Origin of the sequence: Candidatus Pseudoscillospira sp. SGI.172, from assembly GCF_050313575.1 — a bacterium.
GTDB lineage: Bacteria > Bacillota > Clostridia > Oscillospirales > Oscillospiraceae > Vermiculatibacterium.
Genome location: NZ_JBNPLQ010000016.1, coordinates 37,944 through 62,881, shown reverse-complemented (window position 1 = coordinate 62,881; position 24,938 = coordinate 37,944). Strand labels below are relative to the sequence as shown.

Genomic DNA, 24,938 nt, shown 5'->3' with positions numbered 1-24,938 from the left:
TAAAGCCGATGCCCCACACTGTCTTGATGTACTCCCGGTCGCTGGCCTTGGCCAGCTTAGCACGGAGATTGCTCACGTGGACGTTCACCGTATTGTCGTCCCCTATATACTCCTCGCCCCAGACACGCTCATAGATCTGTTCCCGGGTAAATACCTTTTTGGGATGCTCCATCAGGAGCGCCAGGATCTCAAACTCCCGGCCGGTCAGAACGACCTCTTGTTTCCCCGCCGTGACTGTCACGCTCTCCCGGTCCAGCATCAGATCTCCGCAGCAAAGGCTTCCCCCTGCTGACTGCCCGGAAAATTTCTTATAGCGGCGGAGCTGGGCCTCGATGCGGGCCAGCACCTCGGCGTTGTCGAAGGGCTTGGGTATGAAGTCGTCCGCCCCAAGCCGCAGCACATTCACCCGGTCCTCCAGTCCGGCCTTGGCGGAGAGGACCAAAATCGGCATCGTCTTGCCGCGGCGCAGCCGCTGGATCAGCTCCTCCCCGGACAGACCGGGAAGCATCAGATCCAGCAGGATGAGATCGTAGGCGTAGCTCTCCGCCAGCAGGGCCGCCTCGCTTCCGGAGAATGCCTGGCGGCAGTCGTATCCGGCGTCGGTGACGATGCGGCACAGCAGATTGTTGATGTCCGGGTCATCCTCGACCACCAGAATATGAAAGCTCTCCATACTTCTCTCCCCTTACTTGGTCCGCAGACGCTTGGCCAGCGTTTCATCCGGCGGAGCCATCCTGGTCTGATACGTGGTGTAGACCACCATCCCCGGCTTCGCCCCCGCGGGTTTTTTCACATATTTGACCGGCGTAAAATCCACCGGCACCTTGCCTGCCTCCCGGCCCTGGGAAAACCACGCCGCCAGGCTGGCCGCCTGGGCCACACTCAACTCGTCCGGCTCGGCCCCGCCGGTCCAGAGGATAACGTGAGAGCCGTGGATCTTCTGGGTGTGGAACCACCAGTCCCACTTGGAGGCCAGCTTCATCGTGAGCTGGTCGTTCTGGCTGTTGTTCTTGCCCACGCTCACACGAAGCCCGCTGTCGGTGCGGAACTCCATGGGCTTTCCCGTCACCCGCTTTTCTCGCTTGGCCGCCTTTGTGGCCCTGCGCAGATAACCCGTATCGGTGAGTTCCTGCCGGATCTCCTGGAGGTCCCGCTCTCCCTCGGCCAGGGTAAGGTTTTCCAGCACACTCTCCAAATAGGCCAGATCGCTCTCCCCCCGCTCGATCTGCCGGGTGAGAGCACTCTCCGCGTTCTTGGCCTTGTTGTACTCCTTATAATATCGGGCGGCGTTCTGCTGAGGAGTGAGCAGCGGATCCACCATGATCTCCACCTCCCGGCACTCCGGGTCATAGTAGTCCTGAAGCCGGACGGTGGAGCGCCCCTTCTCCAGGGTATGGAGATTGGTAGTGAGGATATCGCCCAGTTGGCGCAGCCGCTCCCGATCTTTGGTGGCCTCCAGCTCCCGGCGCTGGTTTTCCAGCTTGCGCGCCGTGCGGTCCCGGGCGTTTTTCACCGCCCGGACCAGATCCTCTCCCCGCTGCCGGGTCCGCTCCTGCCGCTCCCGGGTCTCATAGAAGTCATCCAGCAGCGCGCCAAAGGAGGCGTACTCCCGCAGTTCGGTCTCCAGGCCGTACTGCAAAATAGGCAGGAAGGAGAAATCCGCCGGCTTTCCCTCCCTCAGGAGCATCACCGGCTTTCCGCCCTTCTTCCCCACCTCGTCCCAGAGCTTCTCCACGGCGGAAGCCAGATCACCGGTCTCTCCCCGGAAGCGCAGCTCCCGCTCCAGTAGAGGCGGCACCCCGAACCGGGGCTCCGGCATGCGGTAAAAGAGCCCGGGCAGCACCTGCCGGCCGGTGGTCAGATCTCCGTCCACCCGACGGATGCACTCCATGATCCGACCTTCTCCATCCAGCAGGATCAGATTGGCCCGGCGGCCCATGGCCTCCAGCACCAGAGAACGGCTCACCCGGTCCCCCAGCTCATCCAGCGCCTCCAGACGGAGGGTGACGATCCGCTCCATGTAGGGCTGCTCGATCTCCAGGATGCGGGCACCGGTCAGGTGTTTGCGCAAGAGCATGCAGAACATGGGCGGCTTGTCCGGATTCTCTCGGTCCAGTGTGGTCAGGTGGAGCCTGGGATGGCTGGGATTGGCCGAGAGAAGCACCCGCACGTTTCCCGCCGGGCCGCGGACGGCCAGGACCACGTCCTGCCCGCCGGGCTGATAGATCTTGTCGATCTTCCCGCCCCCCACGGCGGCGCGGAGCTCGGCCACCGCGGCAGACAGACAAATTGCGTCCAGCGCCATGTTATTCCTCCATCATCCGGCCAAACAGCTCGTTGAGCCGGTCACAGCATCCGTTCAGGTACAGCCAGCCGAAAAGGGCCTCCAGCGCGGTGGCCGCCTGGTACTCCTCCCGGCTGGCATTCTGGGGGATGGAGTGCGGGCTGGCGTTGCGGCCCCGGCGGAACACGTCTGTCTCCTCAGAGGTCAGAAGAGGGCGGATCTTCTCCACTGCCGCCGCCTGGGCCGGCGCCGCCACATAGCGCACGGCCGCCCGGTGCAGCCCCTTCGCGGTGGCCTTTCCATGCAGGCACAGCCAGGAACGCACCATCAGTTCAAATACCGCGTCCCCCAGGTGGGCCAGGCCCAAATTACTGATGCCGCCAATGGTCTCCTGCGTGGCATCCAGATGGAAATAATCAGTCATTAACGTTCCTGCTCTCTTCACAAACTCTGCTGCGCGAACAGCTTTTTGCGTCATTGTACCACAATCCGCGGATGGGAACAAGTCCAGCCGTCCGCTGCCTGCCGCAGTGAAAAAGCCCGCCGCCTGCAAATCAGCAGGTGGCGGGCTTTTTCACTGCGCAGATTCCTGTCCGCATTTCTTTCGGAAGTAGAGAATCAGTTGCTCCAGCACCTCATTGGCGCTCCTCAGATCCTCCAGTTCCACTGGGATCTCCTCCACCGCTTCATTCGCACGGCGAAAATCCAGCTCTCTTTTTTCCCGACAGATATACCGGCCCCGTTCCGTCAGATAGAGAAGGCATCTGGTGTCCTTCTTATCCCGGCGCACCAGTCCCTTTTCTTCCAGCCGATCTACCACACCGGAAGTCACGCCCTTACTCCGCATCAGGCGGCGGCACAGCTCTGCCTGGGACTGTCCCTCCTGAGTGAAGATTGCCAAAAGCGCACGTATCTCGCTGTCAAAGAGAGAAATTTTCCCATGCTGCTTGGGCCGCTTCTCATCCGCCTGTAAAAAACGTTCCATTTCGTAAAGATGCCCGATCAGTCGGACCAACTCGTCCGGGCTGGCCATTTCGGTTCCCTTTAGTAGTTCTTGGACAGCAGCTCAAAGTACGCCTGGGGATGCGCACAGATGGGGCACACGCTGGGGGCAGTCTTTCCAAAATGGATGTGGCCGCAGTTGCGGCACTTCCACATATACTCATCGCCGCGCTGGAACACCACACCCTCGTCCAGATTCTTCAGGAGGGTCAGGTAGCGCTCTTCATGCTCCTTCTCGATCTTGCCCACACCCTCGAAGAGGAAGGCCAGCTTGGTAAAGCCCTCTTCCTTGGCGGTCTCCGCCATCTCGCGATACATCTGGGTCCACTCTTCGTTCTCGCCGGCTGCGGCAGACTTCAGGTTCGCCGCAGTATCACCGATGCCGCCAAGTTCCTTGAACCACAGCTTGGCATGCTCCTTCTCATTGCCGGCAGTCTCTTCGAAAATAGCCGCGATCTGCTCGTAGCCGTCCTTCTTCGCCTTGCTGGCAAAATACGTATACTTATTGCGGGCCATGCTCTCGCCGGCAAATGCTTTCCACAGATTGGCTTCGGTCTTGCTCCCCTTGAGTTCCATAATGTTATTTCTCCTTTCTAAATAAAAACAGATTGTTTTGGTCTTTTGTAAGCACCTTCATCTTATCATGTAAAAATGAGAAAATCAATTCATTTTTCCTCTCCCGCCCGCGCACTCAGGGCACAGGCCGGAAAAGATGAGGTCGTGGTTCTCAATTTGAAATCCCGGCTCTTCCGCCGCCGCGGCCTGGTCAAGCCCCGGATCATAAGCCAGTTCCAGGTCGAACACGCCCCCGCAGCTCTTGCAGCGGAAATGGGTGTGTGGCACGACATTGGCGTCGTACCGCTCTACCGGAAAGGGCATGCGCACCAAGACCCCTTCCTCCGCCAGGAGATTCAGATTTCGATATACTGTCCCCAAACTAAGGTTTGGATTCGTCGGCTTGAGCCAGTGGTAGACCATCTCCGCAGTTGGGTGCTGGTCGGTACCGCAGACGGCATCAAAAATAAGTTCCCTCTGACGGGAATAGCGCTTGCCGGCCATAGCGATCTCCTTTTCAGAATTAAGAATTGTTACTGTTATCAAAATAGCATACCCTTTTTGAAAAATCAAGTGTTTTTTTCGTTTTTTTCCTCGGGTGAATTTTTGCTTCTGGTGCATACTATATCCGGATAGAGATTCCAAAGATTCTGTTATTCAGGAGGAGAAGAAATGAATCGGAATATTGGCTTGCTCACCCTGTCAATGGCACTGGTCCTGACTCTGGCGGGCTGTTCTGGGTCAAATGCCCCGGCGGTGACCCCCGCTCCTTCCGCACCGGTGGTGACGCCGCAGGCCAGCCCTGCCGTCACGGATGGAAAAAATGCTGCGGGGAACGCCATGCATGATGCCGGAGATGTGGCTCGCGGAGCTGTCGACGGTGTGGGCGACGTAGTCAATGGCGTAGGAAACGCCGCACGGGATGTGGGCAACGGAATCAAAAACGCCGTGCGGTAACACAAAAGGGACCGGACTGTTCAGATCCGGTCCCTTTTTCTGTATTTTCGTATCAGGACAACGCCTCGGAGAATAAGATGGGACAGAACACTGATGAAAGGAGGCCCCGCCCATGCTCTCCGCCTGGCTTGTTCTAATGTTTCAGACTCTTTTCTTTCCGCTTCGCCTTTCCGGCGGCACCGGTTCCTTTCCCAAAGCCCTAAAGCCGGAAAAGGAGCAGGAATACCTGGAACGCTATGCCTCGGGAGATATGGCAGCCCGGGATGCTCTGATCGAACACAACCTCAGGCTTGTGGCTCATATCGTCAAAAAATACTACACACAGTCAGGCGATCAGGACGATCTTATCTCCATTGGCACCATTGGACTCATCAAAGGAATCTCCACATTTAAACCGGATCGAAACGTGCGTCTTGCCACCTACGCATCCCGCTGCATTGAAAATGAAATTCTGATGTACTTTCGAAGCCAGCGAAAACTTCAGGGAGAGGTCTCCCTTTCGGACTCTCTCGATTCTGATGGAGAGGGAAACTCTCTGTCCCTCATGGACGTGATCCGGGTGGATGACAATATGCTGGAAGAGCTGTCGGCCCGGGATGCCGGAGTTCGGGTACGTCTCTGCGTGGAGCAGTGCCTGGATCCCCGGGAAAAGCAAGTCATTGCTCTGCGGTACGGCCTTACCGGAGCGGCTCCTCTCACCCAGCGGGAGATCGCCCAGCAGTGCGGCATCAGCCGCTCCTATGTATCGCGCATTGAAAAGAAAGCCCTTGAAAAACTGCGTACGGCCCTAGAAAGAGAACTTTGCTGACGATCCCCAAGCCGGGGGGGCTTTCGTCAAAAACGCCTTAACCCCCAAAGAGTTCTCCGCCTGCGAATTCCAGGGAGCCTCCACTTATTCCGCTTCCCGTATAGCCCCAGATCCGCAAGCCCTTCCGTCCTCTCTGCAGATCTGTGCTCAGAGAATCCCTTCGCCTTCTGCCGTGCCTTTCTCACTTCTTCTGCCATGCTCTCTTCCGGCGTCAGTCATACATCGCTCAGATCCACAAAACAAACCCCCTGATGTAGGTTTGCTTTCCTGCATCAGGGGGCCGTTTGATTTGCTTTGAGCGCCAAAGTTCAGTGCTCCCGCAGATATTCCGTCACAAATTTCGACGCCACGGCTCCATCCGCCGCAGCCGTCACGATCTGGCGCAGAGGTTTGGTGCGCACATCTCCCGCGGCAAAGACCCCGGGTACGCTGGTTCTGGTGGTCTCGTCTGCAATCAGGTAGCCCTGATCGTCCAGCTCCACCTGATCCTGAACCAGGGCAGTGTTGGGATCACGCCCAATGGCCACGAACAGCCCGTCACAGGACATCGTGGAGTGTTCCCCCGTCACTCGATCGGTCAGAGCCAGTCCGGTCAGTTTCTCCCCATGCAGCAGTGCGTCGATCTGCGTGTTCCAGACAAATTCCAGATTTCCCGCCTGTTTCAGCGGCTCCAGATAGACCGGGTCAGCCCGCAGGGAGTCCCGGCGATGGATCAGATATACCTTTTTACAGAGTTTGGACAGCGTGAGGGCGTCAGCCGCAGCGGAGTTCCCCCCTCCGGCCACCGCCACCACCTTGCCCTTGTAGTACATTCCATCGCAGGCGGCACAGTAGGCCACGCCCCGGCCCACCAGCTCCGCCTCGCCGGGCAGCCCCATTTTCCGGGGCGATGCCCCCATGGCCAGCACCACGGCCCGGGCCTCCACGGTCCCATCGGTGGTATGGATCACCTTGGGCTGACCACCCAGCTCCATCCCGGTGACCTCGGCAAATTCACTCACCGCACCGAAGCGCTCCGCCCCGGCCTGCATCTTCTCAGCCAGCTCAAAGCCATCCACACCGCTGTCAAAACCCGGGTAGTTGTCCACCTGGGAGGTGGTGGCCATCTGTCCTCCTGCGCTGAGCATCTCCAGCACCAGCACGGAGAGCCCGGCACGGACGCAGTAGAGCGCCGCCGAATATCCCGCCGGGCCTCCGCCCACAACGACCACATCATACCGTTTTTCCATCTTTTTCACCTCGTGCGGCCCGCTCCCCGGTGGGTGCGGCACCGATTTGTTTTTGCGGGTCAAATCCCCGCGTCGGCCACCTGATCTGCGATCCACTCCTCCACCTGCGCCTGAGATGACGGAGCCACCAGCTTCTCTCCGTGCGCGCCCTGCTGATACAGATACAGCGCGGGGATGGTCGAGGCATCCAGCTCCCGTTCCAACTCGGGCTGCTCATCCACGTTGATCTTCCCGACCGCGATCTTTCCCTCCAGCTTGACGGCCAGGCGGTCCAGCGCGGGGGACAGGCGGCGGCAGTACACGCACCAGGGCGCCCAAAGCTCCACCAGGACGGGACCGTCGGCCTCCAATACTTTCTCTTTGAAGTTTTCCTGCGTAATGGTTTCGATCATATCAATTTCTCCTTTTTCGTCGTTTACAACTGCGTAATGACCCACCCGTCAAGAGCTTTTCCCCGCTGCCCGCTCTCCATACCGGCGGAAAGAATTTCGTTTTTATTTGAGGGCGCCGAACAGATCATTGAGCGCCTCACTCATGGTGGGATGGTTGAAAATACCGTCCCGCAGGGTGGCATAGGGCAGCTTGGCATCCATGCAGAGCTTGATGAGGTTGATCATCCCCTGGGATTCCGCGCAGAAGAAGTGCGCCCCCAGGATCAGCCCGGTCCTGGCATCCACAACGGCCTTCAAAAGACCGGTGGGCCGACGGAGCACGTGGGCTTTGGGGATGGCCCCCGCCGGAAGGCGAGCCACCTTGACCTCATACCTCCGCTCCAAAGCCTCCTGTTCGGACAGGCCCACCCGGGAGAGCGGAGGATCCAGGAACACGGTATAGGGCGCCTCGCCCCGATTCTGGGTAGTGCGCCGGCCGTCTCCCAGAAGCTGAGGCTTGATGATGCGGAAGTCGTCCGGAGAAATACACGTAAACTGCAGCCCGCCCGCCACATCTCCCATGGCCCAGATGTGCGGGGCGCTGGTCCGCAGGTGCTCATCCACCTTGACCGCTCCCCGATCCGTCAGCTCCACCCCCGCCGCCGGAAGGTTGAGCTCCTTCCCGTTGGGCCGCCGTCCGGCGGCCACCAAAATGGCATCGGCCTCCAGCTCCTCGGCACCGGCGGTCGTCCGGAGCGTCAGCACTGCACAGTCGCCCTCATCCCGCACAGACTGGATGGCGGCGCCCATCCGCATCTGTACGCCCCGGGCCGTCAGGCTCTCCAGTACGGACCGGGCCACCTCGGCATCCTCTCGGGGAATGAACTGCTCCCAGTCCTGGATCACCGTGACCTGTGAACCGAAGTTGGCAAAGTGGGAGGAAAACTCCAGCCCGATGTAACCGCCGCCGATAATGGCCAGACGGCGGGGCAGCACCCGCCGGGCCATCAGGGCCTCGCTGGTGTAGGCGAACGCGCTCTCTTTCAAGCCCGCAATGGGGGGCAGGAAGGGCCTGGAGCCGGTATTGAGGAAAAAGCGGTCGGCAGTGAGTTCCTCGGAAGAGCCGTCCCCGTAAGTCACCCGGATCCGGTGCTCCCCCAGAAACGCAGCCGTTCCGGTAAGGACCGCAACTCCTGAGAAGGACGCCTTGTCATAGTTTTTCTGGCGGGCATGGCCGTCAGGTGGTCCTTTCCCTCCACCGCCGCACGATAACGGCCGCCTTTTCTTCAAAACTGCCCCCCGCGGCATTGGAAAGCCGGGCGCTGTACTCCAGGGCCTTGGTGGGGATGCGGGCCGCGTTGATGCAGGTTCCGCCGTACATTCCTCCGTCCCGCTCGATCAAAGCCACGGACTGTCCCGTCTGGGCCAGTGCGCCCGCCAAAGTCTTTCCCCCCTTTCCAACCCCGATCACGACATTTTGAAAATTTTTCATCTTTTTCCCCTCCGATTCGAGCCAGGCCTTGACGTCCTTTGTATATTGTAATACCATAGCGAAGAATGGTCTGTTGAAATTTCGACAAAGAGTGTGAATGTTTATGGAACACTATCTCTCCCTCTATCAAAACAATCCGCTTTTCAAAGGGGTCCCGGCGGAGGAGCTTCTCCCCCTGCTGGAGTGCCTCAAAGCCAAAAAGCGCGTCTGCCCCAAAGGGAGTGTGATCTTTGCCAAGGGGGAGACCGCCCGTCACCTGGGGATCGTGCTCGCAGGGCGGGTCAACACAGTATACGACGACATTCTGGGCGGGCGCAGCATCATCGGCTCCATGAATCCCGGGCAGCTCTTCTGCGAGGCTTTCGCCTGCACCATCAACCGGTCTCTGCCGGTCAGCGTGGTGGCACAGGTGGAGAGCACCGTGCTGCTCATCGACATCGATCTCATCCTCCACTCCTGTGCCGCCACCTGCAAGCAGCACCAACAGCTCAATGAAAATTTGATTCATCTCCTTGCCGAAAAATACGTGAGCATCAACCAGAAGCTCATTCATCTCTCCGGGCGCACCACCCGCCGAAAGCTGCTGTCCTACCTCTCGGAACAGATGCGATTCTCCGGCGGACGGCCCTTTGCCATTCCCTTCAATCAGCAGGAGCTGGCCGACTATCTCTTCATCGACCGCAGCGGCCTCTCCACAGAGTGGAACAAGCTGAAAAAGGAGGGGATCCTCCTGTCGGAAAACGGGCGATACCTCCTGCGGATCACACCCTGCGCTGGGTATGACTGCACCGACTGACCCTCTGGGCCCCAGCGCCCGGAAATACTTCTCAGCAGGCCGGCAGACACTTCGGTGTCTGCCGGCCTGCTGTTTTCCGCCACCTGCGGCGCATGGGTGTCGTCACATTCTTCTCCCGGCTCCATATGATGATTCAGAGGGCCTTTTGGCCCCAGCTCATTTGTTGGAAGGAGCCGCCGGTGACATGATTGTAGACCTGCAACACGTCAAACTGACATACCAAGCGCCGGACGGCGAGGTGGACGCCATCAGCGATATCAGTTTTGGCATCGAAGAAGGCGAGTTTGTCAGTCTGGTCGGGCCGTCGGGCTGCGGAAAATCGACCCTGCTCTCGACGATCGCCGGACTGGAGCCACCGTCCGCCGGAACCATATCCATTGACCACGAGGCCGTCACCGCTCCGTCGGCCAAGATCGGCTATATGCCGCAGAAAGATCAGCTGTTTCCCTGGCGCACGATCTGGGCAAACGTGACCCTGGGGCTGGAAATACAGCACCAGAACACCGGGGAGCGGCAGGCCCATGCACATGAACTGCTGGAGCGGTACGGACTGGCGGAATTCATTCAGAAAACGCCCGCCCAGCTCTCCGGGGGCATGCGGCAGCGGTGCGCCCTCATTCGCACCCTGGCCACCGACCCCAAGATCCTGCTGCTGGATGAGCCCTTCTCCGCGCTGGACTACCAGACCCGCCTGTCCGTCTCCGCCGATATCTACACCATCATCCGCCAGGAACACAAGACCGCTCTGCTGGTGACCCACGACATCTCCGAAAGCATCAGCCTGTCGGACCGGGTGGTCGTGCTGACCCACCGCCCGTCCCGGGTCAAGAACATCCATACGCTGGACGACTTAAAAGATGTCCCTCCCCTCCAGCGCCGGGACCATCCCGCCTTCCGAACACACTTCAATGAGATCTGGAAGGAGTTGGACGCCCATGCCTGATTTAACCCCCTCGCTGCAGCGGCAGGCTTACTTACGGCATCAAAAGCGGGTGAAGGGCGCGGTCATCGGACTGCGCCTGGGGATCTTGTTTTTACTGTTTGCCAGCTGGGAGCTGGCCGCCCGGCTGGGCGTCATCGACGCCTTTATTGTGAGCAGCCCTTCCCGGATGCTGTCCACCTTTTTGAACCTTTGGCGCTCGGGAGATCTGTTTTTGCACGTCGGAACGTCTGTAATGGAGACTGTGATCGGCTTTTTGCTGGGCACGTTTGTCGGCACCGTCATCGCCATCCTGCTCTGGTGGAGCGAATTTCTCTCCCGGGTGCTGGATCCCTATCTCGTAGTGCTGAACTCCCTGCCCAAGACGGCGCTGGGACCGGTCTTCATCGTCTGGATCGGCGCCGGGCCGGCCTCCATTATTGCCATGACACTGGCGATCTCGCTGATCGTTACGATCCTGGATATGCACAACGGTTTCCTCGCCACAGACCCGGAAAAGATCCGCCTGATGCGCACGCTGGGCGCCAGCCGCCGGCAGATCCTCTGCAAGCTGGTGCTGCCCGCAAACTTTACCACAATGATCAACGCCCTCAAGGTGAATGTGGGGCTGTCGTGGGTGGGGGTCATCATGGGAGAGTTTCTGGTGTCCAGAGCCGGTCTGGGCTACCTCATTGTATACGGCTCGCAGGTGTTCAAGATGGACCTTGTCATGACCACCGTGCTGATCCTGGCCGCGGCGGCGGCGCTGATGTACCAGTGTATCCTATGGCTTGAAAAAGCCATGAAAAAGTATATGGGAGTGACGGTATGAAAAAACGCATCGCATTGGTTCTGAGTCTGGTTCTGACGATAAGCCTGTTTGCCGCCTGCGGCAGACGGGAAACCAGCACAAAAGTGAGGCTCAACGAGGTCACCCACTCGGTCTTTTACGCGCCGATGTACGCCGCGCTCAAGCTGGGCTTCTTCGAAGAGGAGGGTCTGGACGTGGAGCTCACCAACGGCGGCGGGGCCGACAAGGTGATGACCGCCGTCCTGGCAGGGCAGGCCGATGTGGGGCTGGCCGGACCGGAGGCCTGCATCTATGTGCTCAACGAAGGCCGGGAGGATCATCCGGTGGTCTTTGCCCAGCTGACCAAACGGGACGGCTCCTTCCTGGTGGGACGGACCAATGAGCCCTTCCTCTGGGAAAACCTGAAGGGCAGCACCGTGATCGGCGGCCGCAAGGGCGGCGTGCCGGAGATGACACTGGAATATGTCATGCGTCAGAACGGCGTCGTCCCCAGCCAGGACGCCGTGGTAGACACTTCGGTCCAGTTCAACATGATGGCGGGGGCCTTCACCGGAGGGAACGGAGACTACGTGGCACTGTTTGAACCCACCGCCACCGAGGTGGAACTGGAGGGCAAGGGCTATGTCCTCACCTCCATCGGGCAGGAGAGCGGAGAGATCCCCTACACCGCGTTTTTCGCCGCTCAGAGCTACATCGAGAACAATCCCAAGGTCATCCAGAGCTTCACCAACGCCGTGGCCAAGGGGCAGAAATGGGTGCAGGAGCACACCGCCAAGGAGATCGCCGAGGCAGTCGCCGACCAGTTCCCCGACACCAAGCTGGATGTGCTGACGTTGGTGGCTCAGCGCTATCAGGACATCGACGCCTGGAACGAGACGCCGGTGATGAAGCAGGAGGCCCTGGAGCGCCTGGAGACCGTCATGGAGACGGCGGGCGAGCTGGACCATCGTGTGGATTTTGCCCAGCTGGTCGACAATACTTACGCAGAAGAGGCCTGCAAGGACTGACGCACACCCCCGCACAGCGGGAAAAAGAGCAGCGGCGGGAGCATTTGCTCCTTCCGCTGCTCTTTTGCAAATGCACACGACCAGGGACAACCTGGGTTCATTTCATGGATTCCAGGATGGCGTCGGCCAGGGCGTCCAGCTCGGCGGCCTTGCCGTCGTTGAGGGCGGAGGCCAGGCTCAACCGCTCGTTGAGGACCGTCATGTTCTTCATTTCCTCATGGATGAACTTCTGCATCAGGTCCCCGGACTTGCAGGCCCAGGAGCCGTTCTCCACCAGAGCGAAGGTGCGGTTCTGGAGGTTCAGGCCCTTCATGTGCATGAGATAGTCATGCATCACGGGGTAAATGCCCAGATTGTAGGTGACGCTGGCCAGCACGATGTGGCTCAGGCGGAAGGACTCGGAGATGAGCTGGGAGACGTGGGTGTTGGAGACGTCGTAGACCCACACGTTGGTCATGCCCCGCTCACAGAGCTTGGCGGCCAGGGCCTGGGCGGCTGCCTCGGTGTTGCCGTACATGGAGGCGTAGGCGATCATCACGCCCTTCTCCTCAGGCTCATAGCGGCTCCACTTGTCGTACTTGTCGATGAAGTACATCAGGTCCTTGCGCCATACCGGCCCGTGGAGGGGACAGATGAACCTGATCTGATCCAGGATGCCCGCCGCCTTTTTCAGCAGGAGCTGGACGTGGGGGCCGTACTTGCCCACGATGTTGGTCAGGTAGCGCCGGGCATCGTCGATCCAGTCCCGGTCGAAGTTCACCTCGTCGGCGAAGAGCTTGCCGTCCAGGGCGCCGAAGGAGCCGAAGGCGTCGGCGGAGAAGAGCACGCCGTTGGTCACATCGAAAGTGACCATGGCTTCGGGCCAGTGGACCATGGGGGCCGCCACAAAAGTGACGGTGTGCCTGCCGAAGGTCTGGGTATCCCCCTCCTTCACCTCGATGCACTCGTGGCCGTCCACATGGAAGCCGAACTGGCGCATGAGCATAAAGGACTTTTCGGTGGAGATGACCTTCACGTCAGGGTAGCGGATCAGAATTTCCTCAATGGAGGCGCCGTGGTCAGGCTCCATGTGGTTGATGACCAGAAAATCCAGGGGCTTGCCCGCCAGCAGGTGCTCGATGTTTTCCAGAAGCTGGCGGCAGGCCGACCAGTCCACCGTGTCAAAGAGAACGCTCTTCTCGTCCAGCAGCAGATAGGCGTTATAGCTCACCCCCCGGGGGATGGGGTGGATGTTTTCAAAGAGGTGGAGCCGATGGTCGTTGGCGCCCACCCAGTAAAGGTCTTCGGTCACATTTCGTACACAATACATCGTGATTCCTCCTTTTTCGTGGGGCGCTCAGGCCTCGATAAACATGTCTTTGGACTCGGCGCACTCGGGACAGACCCAGTCCTCGGGGAGCTTTTCAAACAGGGTGCCCGGGGCGATCTCGGCGTCCTCGTCGCCCAGCTCGGGGATGTACTCATAGCCGCAGCCGCCGCAGACGTAGTGCTTGCCCAAAGGCTCAGGCTTGGGGGCGACAGGCCGCTTCATTTTCACCATGGGCGGTGCGGGCTGCTTGGCCCCGGTGTCCAGGGCGGCGGTGAGCAGGGGCAGGATCTCGTTGACGTCGCCCACGATGCCGTAGTCACAGTTTTTGAAGATGGGGGCGTTTCCGTTCTTGTTGATGGCCACGATGGTAGAGGCGTCCTTGATGCCCTTGAGGTGCTGGATGGCGCCCGAGATGCCGCAGGCGATGTACAGATTGCCGGTGAACTTCTGGCCGGACATGCCCACATAGCGGTTGAGCGGCACATACTTCAGCGTCTCGGCCACCGGGCGGGAGGATCCTACGGCAGCGCCTGCGGCCTTGGCCAGATCCTCGACGAGCTTCATGTTCTTCTTGTCGCCGATGCCCTTGCCCGCGGAGACCACCCGCTCGGCCTGGATGATGGGAGTGTCCATGGGGATCCCCACGGTGAAGTCATAGCCGTCCTTCTTCAGGTGCTCCACCAGCTCCGCCACCTTCCCGGCGGCATCCCCTTCCTTGAAGATGTGCTTTTTCCGCACACCGGTGATGGGGGCGGGCTTCTTGGGCTGGCTGGAGGAGCCTCCCTCCCGCTTGGGCGGCTTGCCCATGATGTGAGAGGCGATGACCACCCGCTGGATCTCGTTGGTGCCCTCGTAAATGGTGGTGATCTTGGCGTCCCGGTACATCCGCTCCACGTCCATCCCCTTGAGGAAGCCGGTGCCGCCGAAGATCTGGAGGGCGTCGTTGGTGACCTCCAGGGCGATATCGGAGGCGTACATCTTGGCCATGGCGGATTCCATGCCATAAGGGACGTGGTGTTCCTTCATCTCGGCGGCGGAGTAGACCAGCATGCGGGCGCAGCGGAGCTTGGTGGCCATGTCGGCCAGTTTGAAGCTGATGGCCTGCTGGAAGCCGATGGGCTTGCCGAACTGCACCCGCTCCTTGGCGTAATCCACGGCGGCCTCATAAGCCCCCTGGGCGATGCCCAGCGCCTGGGAGGCAATGCCGATGCGGCCGCCGTCCAGCGTGGCCATGGCGATCTTGAAGCCGTCGCCCTCCTTGCCCAGCAGGTTTTCCGCGGGCACCTTCACGTCGTTGAAGATCAGCTCGGCGGTGGAGGAGGAGCGGATACCCATCTTGTCGTAGTGGTCGCCGAATTCGAAGCCCTTCCAGCCCTTCTCCACGATAAAGGCGGAGATGCCCCGGGTGCCGATATCGGGGGTGGTGACCGCAAAGACCACATAGGTGTCGGCTTTGGGGGCGTTGGTGATGAAGATCTTGCCCCCGTTGAGGATATAGTGGTCGCCCTTGAGGACGGCGGTGGTCTCGGTACCGCCGGCGTCGCTTCCGGCGTTAGGCTCGGTAAGGCCGAAGGCGCCGATCTTCTCCCCCTTGCAGAGGGGCACCAGATATTTCTTCTTCTGGGCCTCAGTACCATAGGCGGCGATGGGCCAGGTGCCCAGGCTGGTGTGGGCAGAGAGGATGACGCCGGTGCCGCCGTCCACCCGGGAGAGCTCCTCCACGGCAATGGCGTAACTGAGCACATCCAGCCCGGCTCCGCCGTACTCCTTGGGATAAGGCAGGCCCATCAGGCCCAGCTCCCCCATCTTTTTGACCGCCTCGTCCGGGAATTCATTGTTCTGATCCAGGGTGAAGGCCAGGGGCTTCACCTCCGCCTCCGCAAACTCCCGGACCTTCTTCCGCAGCTCCTCGTGGGCCTGTGTAGTTTGGAACAACATACCGGTGCCTCCTTCTCACTTTATACTTGATGTTTTTTGTCCAGTTTCATTGTAAAAAATCAGTCCTGCTTCGGGCCGAATAACAGCCAGTGAACGGTGTGGGACTGCAGTTCCCGGTCCACGGTCTTCTGAATGTCGCAAAGCCGGTAGTGCACAGCACACCGGGGATTCTCCTGCGGGCGGGTACACTGGTAATCAGGCATCATGCAGGAGATCAGCAGGGTATCCTCCCCCACCGCTCCCATCAGGTCGTACAGAGAGACCTGCCGAAGATCGGCGGTCAGCCGGCAGCCTCCCCCCGTCCCCCTGGTGATTCGGATGAGTCCGGCACCCTCCAGCTTCTTCAGGATCTTATAAGCGAACTGATGGGGGACCGCCTCCTTCTGCGCGAGTGCCTTGGCGGTCAAAAGCTCGCCGTCGGACAGAGCGCGCAGGATCCGCAGCGCGTAGTCCGTCTCCCTGGTGATGAGCAAGCCGTTCACTCTCCCTTCCTGTTCTGGCCTTATCTTACCAATGTGGATAATTTTTGTCAAGTTACATCTGCTGTTTTTCAGTCAAATTTCTCATTTCCACAAAAAGGGGGCTCCTGTTTTGTGGAAATTGTGTGCTCTACTCCGCTCTCCTCCCGGAAAAACAGCCCCGGGCCTTGCAAAGAATCCTTTTTTCGGATATAATGTTTTGGAATTTGTATCAAAACCGGCGGGCTGCGGTCCGGCCCGGCAGAACGATAGGAAAGCGTGATTGGATTTGAAGTACGATTTTGCCAGTATCGAGCCCAAGTGGCAGAAGAAATGGCTGGAGGAAAAGACCTTCGCCGCCGTCACCGGCAGCCCCAAGCCCAAGTTCTACGGCCTGGTGGAGTTTCCCTACCCCTCCGGACAGGGGCTGCATGTGGGCCACGCCCGCCCCTATACCGCCATGGACGTAGTGGCCCGGAAAAAACGCATGGATGGCTGCAACGTCCTCTTCCCCATCGGCTATGACGCCTTTGGCCTTCCCACCGAGAACTACGCCATCAAAAACCACATTCACCCCGCCCAGGTGACCCACGACAACATCCGGAACTTCCGCTCCCAGCTCCAGATGCTGGGCTACTCCTTTGATTATGACCGGGAGGTCAACACCACTGACCCGGCCTACTACAAGTGGACCCAGTGGATCTTCCTCCAGCTCTATAAAAAGGGCCTGGCCTACAAAACCACAATGCCCGTGAACTGGTGCACCTCCTGCAAGTGCGTGCTGGCCAACGAGGAAGTGGTCGAGGGCGTGTGTGAGCGCTGCGGCTCCCCCGTCATCCGCAAGGAGAAGAGTCAGTGGATGCTCAAGATCACCGAGTACGCCCAGCGGCTCATCGACGATTTGGACGAGGTGGATTTCATCGACCGGGTCAAGGTCCAGCAGAAGAACTGGATCGGCCGCTCCACCGGCGCGGAGGTGGACTTCCGGACTACCGAGGGAGACACCCTCACCGTCTTTACCACCCGGCCCGACACCCTGTTCGGCGCCACTTATATGGTCATCTCCCCCGAGCACGCATGTGTGAAGAAGTGGGCGGACAAGCTCTCCAACCGGGCCGAGGTGGATGCCTATGTGGCCGAAGCCGCCCGGAAGAGCGATTTTGAGCGCACCGAGCTCACCGCCGACAAGGAAAAGACCGGCGTGGAGCTTCAGGGCGTCCGGGCCGTCAACCCCGTCACCGGCAAGGAGATCCCCATCTTTATCTCCGACTACGTCCTGGCCTCCTACGGCACCGGCGCCATCATGGCCGTCCCCGCCCACGACAGCCGGGACTGGTCCTTCGCCAAGAAGTTCGGCCTGCCCATCGTAGAGGTCGTCAAGGGCGGCAACGTCCAGGAGGAGGCCTTCACCCTCAAGGACGACACCGGCATCATGGTCAACTCCGGCTTCCTGGACGGCCTCACCGTCAAGGAGGCCATCCCCGCCATGACCAAATGGCTGGGCGAGCAAGGCATCGGCCACGAGAAGGTCAACTACAAGCTCCGGGACTGGGTGTTCTCCCGCCAGCGCTACTGGGGCGAGCCCATCCCAATGGTCTGGTGCGAGCACTGCGGCTGGGTGCCCCTCCCCGAGGATCAGCTCCCCCTGCTGCTGCCTGAGGTGGAGAGCTATGAACCCACCGACGACGGCGAGTCCCCCCTCAGCAAGATGACCGACTGGGTGAACACCACCTGCCCCCACTGCGGCGGCAAGGCCCGCCGGGAGACCGACACCATGCCCCAGTGGGCCGGCTCTTCCTGGTATTTCCTGCGGTATATGGATCCCGGCAACAGCGAGGCCCTCTGCTCCAAGGAGGCCCTGGACTACTGGTCCCCGGTGGACTGGTACAACGGCGGCATGGAGCACACCACGCTCCACCTGCTGTACAGCCGCTTCTGGCACAAGTTCCTCTACGACCTGGGCGTGGTACCCACCAAGGAGCCCTACGCCAAGCGCACCAGCCACGGCATGATCCTAGGGGAGGGCGGCGAAAAGATGTCCAAGTCCCGGGGCAACGTGGTCAACCCCAACGACGTGGTGGCCCTCTACGGCGCGGACACCATGCGCATGTATATCATGTTCATCGGAGACTTCGAGAAGGCCGCCGCGTGGAGCGACAACGCCGTCAAGGGCTGCAAGCGCTTCCTGGACCGGGTGTGGAACCTCTCCGAGCAGCTCACCGACAGCCCGGACTACTCCCCCGCCAATATCTCGGCCGTCCACAAGGCCATCAAAAAAGTCTCCGATGATATCGAGGCCATGAAGTTCAACACCGCCATTGCCGCTCTCATGGCCCTGGTCAACGACTTCTATGCCAACGGCTGCTCCAGGGGCGACTTCGGCGCGCTGCTGCTGATGCTCTCCCCCTTCGCCCCCCATATGGTGGAAGAGCTGTGGGAGAGCCTGGGCTTCGCCGCCGCCCGCGGCGGCATGGCCTGCCAGCAGAACTGGCCCGTCTACGACGAGAGCAAGACCGTATCCAGCGTCCTCACCATCGCCGTCCAGGTGGGCGGCAAACTCCGGGGCACCGTGGAAGTCCCCGTGGGCAGCGACCAGGATGCCATCGTCGCCGCGGCCAAAGCTGAGCCCAAGGTGGCCAAATTCCTCAACGGAATGGACGTGGTCAAGATCATCCACGTCCCCGGCAAACTGGTCAACTTTATCGTCAAACCCCAGGCGTAAACCGCTGTTTTTCTCCCCTGGGGGAAGAACAAACAGGCGCCATTTTCCGATTTGCGATGCAAAATCAAAATTCCAACTTGACAGATGGGCCTTTTTTTCATATAATACTACTGTTAAAGCCATAGCTCTATGTGGCCCTTTCGCGGCGGACAACCTGCCGCCGCTTCGGAGGGAGGGGAAGTCAATGTCGGAAATCCACGTAAAAGAGGGCGAGTCCCTGGACAATGCGCTGAAGCGTTTTAAGCGCAGCTGCGCCAAGTCCGGAGTCCTGGCCGAAGTGCGCAAGCGCGAGCACTACGAGAGCCCGAGCGTCAAGCGCCGCAAGAAGTCTGAGGCCGCCCGGAAAAACAAGAAAAAGTTCTTCTAAAAGCGTCAAAAGCCCCGTGTCCATCTGGACACGGGGCTTTTTTCTCATCATGATAGGCTAATTTTGATTTTCTCCCTGCGGTGCCTTTCGCTCCAGCAGCTCGGGCAGGAGATCCGCCGTGCTCTCATAGGGCAGAAAGGCGGTCTGGATGCCCAGGCGGCCCGCGATGTGGAGCTTTTTTCGGATGCTCCCGGCATCGTCAAACAGGACGAAGTGGCCTTTCTCCCCCGCCATGTAGGTAAAGTAGTGGGCGCACAGCTCATCGGAGAAAAAAACGCTGGGGCTGTGCTCCGCCCGCCGGCGGGACAGCTCCTCCGCCGTCAAAGGCGCCCCCGCGCCCCCCGGCGAGGGCAGCAAGAAGTCCTCCGCCGACCGCTCGACCCAGAGGGCCACCCGCCCGGGGCCAAACCGCCCCTGAGCCTCCTCCAGACGATTTTGAAGCGAGCCTCCCGAGAGGGCTGTCGGAATGAGGACCTTCGCCCCCGGTGCTGCCGCGCCATAGGTCTCGGTGACATAACAGGACAGCCCCCGGCCCCCGCACAGCTCCCCCAGCTTGCCCGCGATCTCCCCCAGCAGCGGGATCGCCCGCCCCCGGAACCGGCAGACCACCCCGGTGAACTTCCGGGCCGCGCACTCCCGGAGCACCTCGTTGCAGAAGGGTTCGCTCTCCCCCGCGCCGTCGAAGCGATCGGCCTCCATGACCAACAGGCCGCCCCGGGGGGCCACCGGCGCGTTGGCCCGGAAGAGGTGAGGGCCACCCCCCACCCGATAGGCCAGATGGGCCAGGGTCAGACCCCACCCGCCCGCGGCGGCGGCCTGGCCCGGCGCGGCGGCCAGAATCATCGTTTGCGTCATTTGATTTCCCCCTTGTCCAAACGGCATAGAAAGTGCTATAATTTTTTATATGTATGGGCTCTGTGAAACAGAACGCCCCACGGTGATAAAAGAGGTGATCCTTTGGCCTTTCCCCTGGTCCCGGCCCACGTGGCGGGCAGTATTTTTGATTTGACCCCGGAGGCGCTCCGTTCTGCCGGGATCCGGCTGGTGCTGGCCGATCTGGACAACACTCTGGTATCCTACGAGGAACGCCTTCCCTCCCCCGCCCTGCGGAGGTGGAAGGAGGCTTTGGATGCGGCGGACATCCGGCTCTTTGTGGTTTCCAACAGCCGTAAGAGCCGCCGCTGCCCCGACTTCTGTGCCGCGCTGGACATCCCCTGCGTCCGCCACGCCGGAAAGCCGGGGATCTCCGGCTTTCGCCGTGCGCTGGAGGAGACCGGCATCCCTCCCGAGGCGGCCATCATGGTGGGAGACCAGATCTTTACCGATATCTGGGGGGCCAACCGGGCGGGGATCCGGGCAGTTTTGGTAAAACCCATCGCCATTGGGAAGAATCCTCTTCGGGCGGTGCGGTACGCGGCGGAGACCCCGTTCCGGCTGGCCGGAAAGCGCCGCCGCTGAGGTTTCCCCCGCAGAAAGAAGGGATCTTATCTTAAACGCGAAATTTGGTCCGGCGGGCAACGCCGACGCCTTTCCCTACAAGTCCTCGACAGATGCCCCCCGCTGGCTGGCGGCGCTGGGCCTGGACTGCTATGAATACCAGTGCGGCAAGGGGGTCAACGTGGGGGAATCCACCGCCCGGAAGCTGGGCGAGGCGGCTTTGGAGGCTGGGATCTCCCTCTCCCTTCACGCCCCATACTTCATCAATCTGGCCAACCCCGACCCGGACAGCCTGAAAAAGACCACGGGTTACATTCTCGCGTCCTGCCGGGCCGCCGACTGGATGGGGGCCCGCCGGGTGGTGATCCATACCGGGGCGCTGATGAAGCGCAGCCGCCGGGAGGCGCTGGACATCGCCAAAGTCTCCATGGCCGAGGTGCTGCGGATCTGGGAGGGCGAGGGCTATTCCCACATCGCCCTCTGCCCGGAGACCATGGGCAAGATCAATCAGCTGGGCGACCTCACCGAGGTTTTGGAGCTGTGCCAAACGGACGGGCGGCTCATCCCCTGCGTGGACTTCGGCCATCTCTACGCCCGCACTCTGGGCGCGCTCACCGGCCCGGCAGCCTGCGAGGCCATATTGGATGAGATGGAGGCTGCCCTGGGCCCGGAGCGGGCCGGGCAGTTCCACAGCCACTTCTCTCAAATCGAGTTCACCCCCAACGGGGGAGAAAAGTGCCACCGCACCTTTGCCGACAACGGAGGCTTCGGCCCCGATCCCGCCCCCCTCATGGCCGCCGTGGCCCGCCGGGGCTGGTCGCCCACCTTCATCTGTGAGAGCGCCGGGACCCAGGAGCAGGACGCGCTGACCATGAAGGCGTTGTACCGCGGGGCGTTATAGGAGCCGTACCAGCTCCAGACCCAAACGGAGTCCTTCCCGAAAGAACCGCCGACAGTCGGCCTCTCCCTTTTCTGCCCAAAAATCGGTTAGCTTCTCCACCATCGGCTCCCCGCTGTCGGCGCGCACTCGTTCCAACAGGATTTGTTCTAACCGTGTGTACTCCTGATCATTTGGAGTATCTGGAATGCGTTGCGGAAAAAGTGCCAAAAACAGTTCTTCCAGTTGATCCATTGTGCTCAATCTCCGCCCTTCATCTTTTAGACGAATATATCATCTAAAAGATGAATCGTTAAAGAGGCTCTTATGTTTGATCAAGAAAAGTTTTCCAGTCGAATCCGCGCCTTGCGAAAGGAACGCAGAGAGACGCAACAATCGCTGGCAGCCCTGCCGGGTGTAAGCGCCAACCAAATCGGTGAGATGGAGAAAGGGACAAAAACCACCTCTCTCCCCCGCCTCTGTCTCCTCTGTGACCACTTCGGCGTCTCCGCCGACTATCTGCTGGGCCGAACCGACCAGCCGTAAACAAAGAAAGGAAGTCATCACCATGAACCATCTCAAGCAAATCGCCGCCAAGCTGGCGGAATATCACATCGACGCCATGCTCGTCAACTCCGAGCCCGGCGAATTCTACGCCGTGGGGCTCCACGGCGAGGGCTTTGCCGTGGTCGCTCCCGACGCCGCCCGCTATATCACCGACTCCCGCTACATTGAAGCAGCCCGGGAGAGCGTCGCCGACGCCGAGGTGGTGATGGTGGATCACGCCCGGAATTATATCGCTCTCATCAACGAGTTCCTGGACGCCCAGGGCGTCAAAAAGCTGGGCATCGAGGACGGCTACATGTCCCTGTCCCAGTATAACAGCCTGAAAGCTGCCCTTCACGCGGAACTTGTCCCCGCCAACGGCCTCGTAGTAGGTCTGCGGGCGGCCAAGGACGAGGAAGAATTCTCCCGGATGGTGGAGGCCCAGCGCATCACCGACCGGGCCTTCACCGAGATCCTGAACTTCATCAAGCCCGGCGTCACTGAGTCCGAGATCGCCGCCAGGCTCACCTACGACATGCTCCGCTTCGGCGCACAGCGGATGAGCTTCGACCCCATCGTGGCTTCCGGCCCCAATGGCAGCCGCCCCCACGCCATCCCCGGCCCCCGGCAGGTGCAGAAGGGGGAGTTCATCACCATGGACTTCGGCTGCGTCTATCAGGGCTACTGCTCCGACATGACCCGCACCGTGGCTCTGGGCGAGATCAACGACGACAAGCGCAAGGTCTATGAGACCGTGCTGGCCGCCCAGCGGGCCGGCATCGCCGCCTCCAGGGCTGGCGTCCCCGGCACCGCCATCCACGCCGCCGCTGCCCAGGTCATTCAGGACGCGGGCTACGGCCCCTATTTCGGCCACGGCTACGGCCACAGCGTGGGCATCGAGATCCACGAAAGCCCAAACGCCAACACCCGGGACACCACGCCCATGCCCGTGGGCGCCATGGTCTCCGCTGAGCCGGGCATCTACCTCCCCGGTCAGTTCGGCGTGCGCATCGAGGACGTGGTCCGCATGGACGAGGGCGGCTGCACCGACATCACCCAATCTCCCAAGGAGCTCATCATTTTGTAAGGAGGCCCCGCCATGGTACTGGAAGTTATCCAAAAAGAGGTGCCTGCCCGGGGCATCGGCTATCTCATTCTCCGGGACTGTCCCGAGGAACGGCTGGGCGAGGCGCTGGGCAAGGGCATGGAAAAGCTCAAAAAGGCCGGGGCAAAGCAGGTTCTGGCTACCTCTCTCCCCGAGGGAGAACCCCTTCGCCCCGGCCCCGTGGGGGTGTGGCGGCTCACCCACGTCCATGACATGGTGACCATGTCCTGCCCCCTGGGCCCCGACCGGCCCCGCACCGAGGACCGGCTCACCCTCCGGCCGGTCAAAAAGCCGCAGGAGGAAAAGACCTATCTGGAGCTGGTCAACCGCGCCTTCCGGGATGTCCCCAATGCCCGGACCTTTGGGGCAGCCGACCTGAAGGTCCAAAACCACCGCTGCGGACTGGCTCTGCGGGGCGATCAACCGGTCGGCGTCTACGAGCTGGATCTCACGGAGAAAACCCCCCATCTGGCCACCCTGGCCATTGATCCCGACCTGTGGCGGCAGGGGCTGGGCCGCGCCCTGCTCCTCACCGTGCTGGACGGCCTCCCCAAGGTCCCGTCCTGCGATCTGGTGGTCTCTACCGCCAATCCCTCCGCCGTCAAACTCTACGAGAGTGTCGGTTTTGTTCAGACCGGTGTGCTCTCCAGCTGGTTCGAGGTGGTTTGATGGGCTTCCCCCGTGATTTTCTGGCCCCCATCCCTCCCGCTCCGGCGGAGAACTGGGACCGGGTCCCGCCCCCAGCGGAGAACGGGGATCCCCTGGTCGACCCCACCACCCTCTCCCTCCGCATCACCTACGGCGCGGCCTACCTCTGTCAGGGCCTGCCCGGGGCGCTGGGGCAATGTCTGGTGCGCCGGGGGCTGGCCCTCCGTCTGGCCCAGGCGGCCGAAAAACTCCCCGAGGGCTGGTCTCTTCTCATATTTGACGGTCTGCGCACCATGCGGCTCCAGCAGGCCCTCTACGATCAGTTCCGGGAAGTCGTGATCCGGGAGCGCCTCCAGGCCAGCCCGGCGGAGATCGAAATGGTGCTGGACACCTTCGTGGCCAAGCCCGTGAAGCGCCGGAACCGGCCCGCCCCCCACACCACCGGCGGGGCGGTGGATCTGACCCTGTCCAAAAACGGAACTGCACTGGATATGGGCACCGGCTTCGACGATCTGACCGCCATGGCCCACACCGACTGGCTGGAACGCTCCTGCCCGCCCGGTCAGGAGGATTGCCGGGATGCCCGGCGGATTTTGTACAACCTGATGACCTCCGTGGGGCTGGTGAACTATCCCTGCGAGTGGTGGCACTACGCCTACGGAGAGCGCCAATGGGCCGTGCGGACGGGGAAATCCCCCTTCTACGGCTACTGCAAGGAGTGCGACGAATGACTTTTACCGCATTCGGGGACTCCAACACCCGCTACTGGCTGGGGGACGCGGGTGATCCCGGCCCGCTCTCCCAGGCCTGGCCCGCCCGGCTGGAGGCCCTGCTCCAACAGGAGGGCAGAGACGCCTCAGTTCGAAACGAGGGCTGGCCCGGCGGCGGGACTGCCTTTGCCCGCCGGGAATTTCGCCGCCTCACGGAGGGTTCGGATGGAGCCATCCTGGCTTTCGGCACCAATGACATCAAGCTGCCCGAGTCCTCGCTGGCGGACTATCTGGCCCACATGGAGGCCATCCTCCTGGAAAACGGAGGGCGTCCTCTGCTGGTGCTCTCCATTCTGTGGTTTGAATACGGCTACGGCTTTCCGGGCTCCCAGGCCCGCCTGCCGGAGTGGAACGGCGCCCTGGCGGCCCTGTGCCGCCGGCATGGCGTCCCCTTCCGGGACACCACGCCCCGGTTTCAGGGGCAGACCCAGTGGTACAACGACCACCCGCCCCATCACCTGAACGCCGCCGGACAGGCCGTTCTGGCGGAAGAGGTATTGACGGGGCTGCGTGAATTTCATTTGGTGTGA

At 61.1% G+C, this 24,938-nt stretch carries 28 protein-coding genes and 1 pseudogene; 15 read left to right on the top strand and 14 right to left on the bottom strand.

What is annotated here, in order from left to right; genetic code table 11:
* The 6 genes from ACQRD3_RS07855 to ACQRD3_RS07830 all read right to left on the bottom strand — a co-directional run.
* Positions 1-673, bottom strand: a 673-nt coding sequence (locus ACQRD3_RS07855) for a response regulator transcription factor (protein ID WP_427780821.1), incomplete at its 3' end; no start/stop codon positions are given.
* A gap of 12 nt (positions 674-685) precedes the next feature.
* Complete coding sequence (locus tag ACQRD3_RS07850) at positions 686-2,305, bottom strand: Rqc2 family fibronectin-binding protein (protein ID WP_427780819.1); 1,620 nt, start codon at positions 2,303-2,305, stop codon at positions 686-688.
* A gap of 1 nt (position 2,306) precedes the next feature.
* On the bottom strand, positions 2,307-2,708 hold the full coding sequence (locus ACQRD3_RS07845) for a Mini-ribonuclease 3 (protein WP_427780817.1): 402 nt from the start codon (positions 2,706-2,708) through the stop codon (positions 2,307-2,309).
* A 150-nt stretch (positions 2,709-2,858) separates the two neighbouring features.
* Complete coding sequence (locus tag ACQRD3_RS07840; RefSeq protein ID WP_198933274.1) at positions 2,859-3,269, bottom strand: MarR family transcriptional regulator; 411 nt, start codon at positions 3,267-3,269, stop codon at positions 2,859-2,861.
* Between the two features lie 59 nt (positions 3,270-3,328).
* Complete coding sequence (gene rbr, locus ACQRD3_RS07835; protein ID WP_080907699.1) at positions 3,329-3,862, bottom strand: rubrerythrin; 534 nt, start codon at positions 3,860-3,862, stop codon at positions 3,329-3,331.
* A gap of 84 nt (positions 3,863-3,946) precedes the next feature.
* Entirely contained in the window at positions 3,947-4,345 is a 399-nt protein-coding gene (locus ACQRD3_RS07830; RefSeq protein WP_427780814.1) for a Fur family transcriptional regulator, read from the bottom strand.
* Between the two features lie 168 nt (positions 4,346-4,513).
* On the opposite strand from ACQRD3_RS07830, the gene ACQRD3_RS07825 reads away from it, so the two are divergent.
* Together ACQRD3_RS07825 and sigK are read left to right on the top strand one after the other, a co-directional pair.
* Positions 4,514-4,798 (top strand): hypothetical protein, encoded by a 285-nt coding sequence (locus ACQRD3_RS07825; protein ID WP_080907697.1) that lies wholly within the window; start codon positions 4,514-4,516, stop codon positions 4,796-4,798.
* 112 nt (positions 4,799-4,910) lie between these two features.
* On the top strand, positions 4,911-5,606 hold the full coding sequence (sigK, locus tag ACQRD3_RS07820) for an RNA polymerase sporulation sigma factor SigK (protein WP_080907696.1): 696 nt from the start codon (positions 4,911-4,913) through the stop codon (positions 5,604-5,606).
* 308 nt (positions 5,607-5,914) lie between these two features.
* On the opposite strand, the gene trxB is transcribed toward sigK, so the two are convergent.
* From trxB to ACQRD3_RS07805, 3 genes and pseudogenes are all read right to left on the bottom strand, one after another.
* On the bottom strand, positions 5,915-6,835 hold the full coding sequence (gene trxB / locus ACQRD3_RS07815) for a thioredoxin-disulfide reductase (protein WP_080907695.1): 921 nt from the start codon (positions 6,833-6,835) through the stop codon (positions 5,915-5,917).
* A gap of 59 nt (positions 6,836-6,894) precedes the next feature.
* Positions 6,895-7,227, bottom strand: coding sequence for a thioredoxin domain-containing protein (locus ACQRD3_RS07810; RefSeq protein WP_080907694.1), 333 nt, complete (start codon positions 7,225-7,227; stop codon positions 6,895-6,897).
* A gap of 102 nt (positions 7,228-7,329) precedes the next feature.
* Positions 7,330-8,698, bottom strand: a pseudogene (locus ACQRD3_RS07805) (FAD-dependent oxidoreductase).
* A gap of 103 nt (positions 8,699-8,801) precedes the next feature.
* Here ACQRD3_RS07805 and ACQRD3_RS07800 point away from each other — a divergent pair.
* From ACQRD3_RS07800 to ACQRD3_RS07785, 4 genes are all read left to right on the top strand, one after another.
* A complete protein-coding gene (locus tag ACQRD3_RS07800; RefSeq protein WP_427780811.1) occupies positions 8,802-9,494 on the top strand; it encodes a Crp/Fnr family transcriptional regulator in 693 nt (230 codons plus the stop codon).
* Positions 9,495-9,678: 184 nt separating this feature from the next.
* The gene (locus ACQRD3_RS07795) at positions 9,679-10,437 is read left to right on the top strand and encodes an ABC transporter ATP-binding protein (RefSeq protein WP_080907692.1); all 759 of its coding nucleotides are present in this window, start codon (positions 9,679-9,681) and stop codon (positions 10,435-10,437) included.
* Positions 10,430-11,245: an ABC transporter permease gene (locus ACQRD3_RS07790; RefSeq protein ID WP_427780808.1), complete on the top strand. Its 816-nt coding sequence runs from the start codon at positions 10,430-10,432 to the stop codon at positions 11,243-11,245. The genes ACQRD3_RS07795 and ACQRD3_RS07790 overlap by 8 nt, the downstream gene beginning before the upstream one ends.
* Positions 11,242-12,231 (top strand): ABC transporter substrate-binding protein, encoded by a 990-nt coding sequence (locus ACQRD3_RS07785; protein ID WP_427780806.1) that lies wholly within the window; start codon positions 11,242-11,244, stop codon positions 12,229-12,231. Before ACQRD3_RS07790 ends, ACQRD3_RS07785 begins: the two co-directional genes overlap by 4 nt.
* Positions 12,232-12,328: 97 nt before the next feature.
* On the opposite strand, the gene ACQRD3_RS07780 is transcribed toward ACQRD3_RS07785, so the two are convergent.
* The 3 genes from ACQRD3_RS07780 to ACQRD3_RS07770 are packed head-to-tail and all read right to left on the bottom strand — an operon-like array spanning position 12,329 to position 15,960.
* Positions 12,329-13,540 carry an FprA family A-type flavoprotein gene (locus tag ACQRD3_RS07780; protein WP_080907689.1) on the bottom strand — a complete coding sequence of 404 codons (1,212 nt, stop codon included), beginning with the start codon at positions 13,538-13,540 and terminating at the stop codon, positions 12,329-12,331.
* A gap of 27 nt (positions 13,541-13,567) precedes the next feature.
* The gene (locus ACQRD3_RS07775; protein ID WP_427780804.1) at positions 13,568-15,478 is read right to left on the bottom strand and encodes an acyl-CoA dehydrogenase family protein; all 1,911 of its coding nucleotides are present in this window, start codon (positions 15,476-15,478) and stop codon (positions 13,568-13,570) included.
* Positions 15,479-15,537: 59 nt separating this feature from the next.
* On the bottom strand, positions 15,538-15,960 hold the full coding sequence (locus ACQRD3_RS07770) for an RrF2 family transcriptional regulator (RefSeq protein ID WP_427780802.1): 423 nt from the start codon (positions 15,958-15,960) through the stop codon (positions 15,538-15,540).
* Positions 15,961-16,225: 265 nt separating this feature from the next.
* Here ACQRD3_RS07770 and leuS point away from each other — a divergent pair, with 265 nt between their 5' ends.
* Together leuS and rpsU are read left to right on the top strand one after the other, a co-directional pair.
* On the top strand, positions 16,226-18,658 hold the full coding sequence (gene leuS / locus ACQRD3_RS07765) for a leucine--tRNA ligase (RefSeq protein WP_080907835.1): 2,433 nt from the start codon (positions 16,226-16,228) through the stop codon (positions 18,656-18,658).
* A gap of 184 nt (positions 18,659-18,842) precedes the next feature.
* Complete coding sequence (gene rpsU, locus ACQRD3_RS07760) at positions 18,843-19,025, top strand: 30S ribosomal protein S21 (RefSeq protein WP_080907687.1); 183 nt, start codon at positions 18,843-18,845, stop codon at positions 19,023-19,025.
* 57 nt (positions 19,026-19,082) lie between these two features.
* Here rpsU and ACQRD3_RS07755 read toward each other — a convergent pair whose 3' ends face one another.
* A complete protein-coding gene (locus tag ACQRD3_RS07755) occupies positions 19,083-19,880 on the bottom strand; it encodes a hypothetical protein (RefSeq protein ID WP_427780799.1) in 798 nt (265 codons plus the stop codon).
* A gap of 102 nt (positions 19,881-19,982) precedes the next feature.
* Here ACQRD3_RS07755 and ACQRD3_RS07750 point away from each other — a divergent pair, with 102 nt between their 5' ends.
* Both ACQRD3_RS07750 and ACQRD3_RS07745 read left to right on the top strand, forming a co-directional pair.
* Positions 19,983-20,483 (top strand): YqeG family HAD IIIA-type phosphatase, encoded by a 501-nt coding sequence (locus ACQRD3_RS07750; RefSeq protein WP_080907686.1) that lies wholly within the window; start codon positions 19,983-19,985, stop codon positions 20,481-20,483.
* Positions 20,484-20,511: 28 nt separating this feature from the next.
* Positions 20,512-21,363 carry a TIM barrel protein gene (locus tag ACQRD3_RS07745; RefSeq protein ID WP_080907834.1) on the top strand — a complete coding sequence of 284 codons (852 nt, stop codon included), beginning with the start codon at positions 20,512-20,514 and terminating at the stop codon, positions 21,361-21,363.
* Here the strand turns inward: ACQRD3_RS07745 and ACQRD3_RS07740 are convergent.
* Positions 21,358-21,594, bottom strand: coding sequence for a hypothetical protein (locus tag ACQRD3_RS07740; protein ID WP_427780797.1), 237 nt, complete (start codon positions 21,592-21,594; stop codon positions 21,358-21,360). The two genes, ACQRD3_RS07745 and ACQRD3_RS07740, sit on opposite strands and share 6 nt — an antisense overlap.
* A gap of 72 nt (positions 21,595-21,666) precedes the next feature.
* On the opposite strand from ACQRD3_RS07740, the gene ACQRD3_RS07735 reads away from it, so the two are divergent.
* From ACQRD3_RS07735 to ACQRD3_RS07715, 5 genes are read left to right on the top strand one after another with little or no spacing between them, the layout of a single operon-like run.
* A complete protein-coding gene (locus ACQRD3_RS07735; RefSeq protein WP_427780795.1) occupies positions 21,667-21,885 on the top strand; it encodes a helix-turn-helix domain-containing protein in 219 nt (72 codons plus the stop codon).
* 22 nt (positions 21,886-21,907) lie between these two features.
* Positions 21,908-22,972, top strand: coding sequence for a M24 family metallopeptidase (locus tag ACQRD3_RS07730; protein ID WP_080907683.1), 1,065 nt, complete (start codon positions 21,908-21,910; stop codon positions 22,970-22,972).
* 12 nt (positions 22,973-22,984) lie between these two features.
* Positions 22,985-23,659 carry a GNAT family N-acetyltransferase gene (locus ACQRD3_RS07725; protein ID WP_427780793.1) on the top strand — a complete coding sequence of 225 codons (675 nt, stop codon included), beginning with the start codon at positions 22,985-22,987 and terminating at the stop codon, positions 23,657-23,659.
* On the top strand, positions 23,659-24,369 hold the full coding sequence (locus ACQRD3_RS07720) for a M15 family metallopeptidase (RefSeq protein ID WP_427780791.1): 711 nt from the start codon (positions 23,659-23,661) through the stop codon (positions 24,367-24,369). Before ACQRD3_RS07725 ends, ACQRD3_RS07720 begins: the two co-directional genes overlap by 1 nt.
* Positions 24,366-24,938, top strand: coding sequence for an SGNH/GDSL hydrolase family protein (locus ACQRD3_RS07715; RefSeq protein WP_158082950.1), 573 nt, complete (start codon positions 24,366-24,368; stop codon positions 24,936-24,938). The genes ACQRD3_RS07720 and ACQRD3_RS07715 overlap by 4 nt, the downstream gene beginning before the upstream one ends.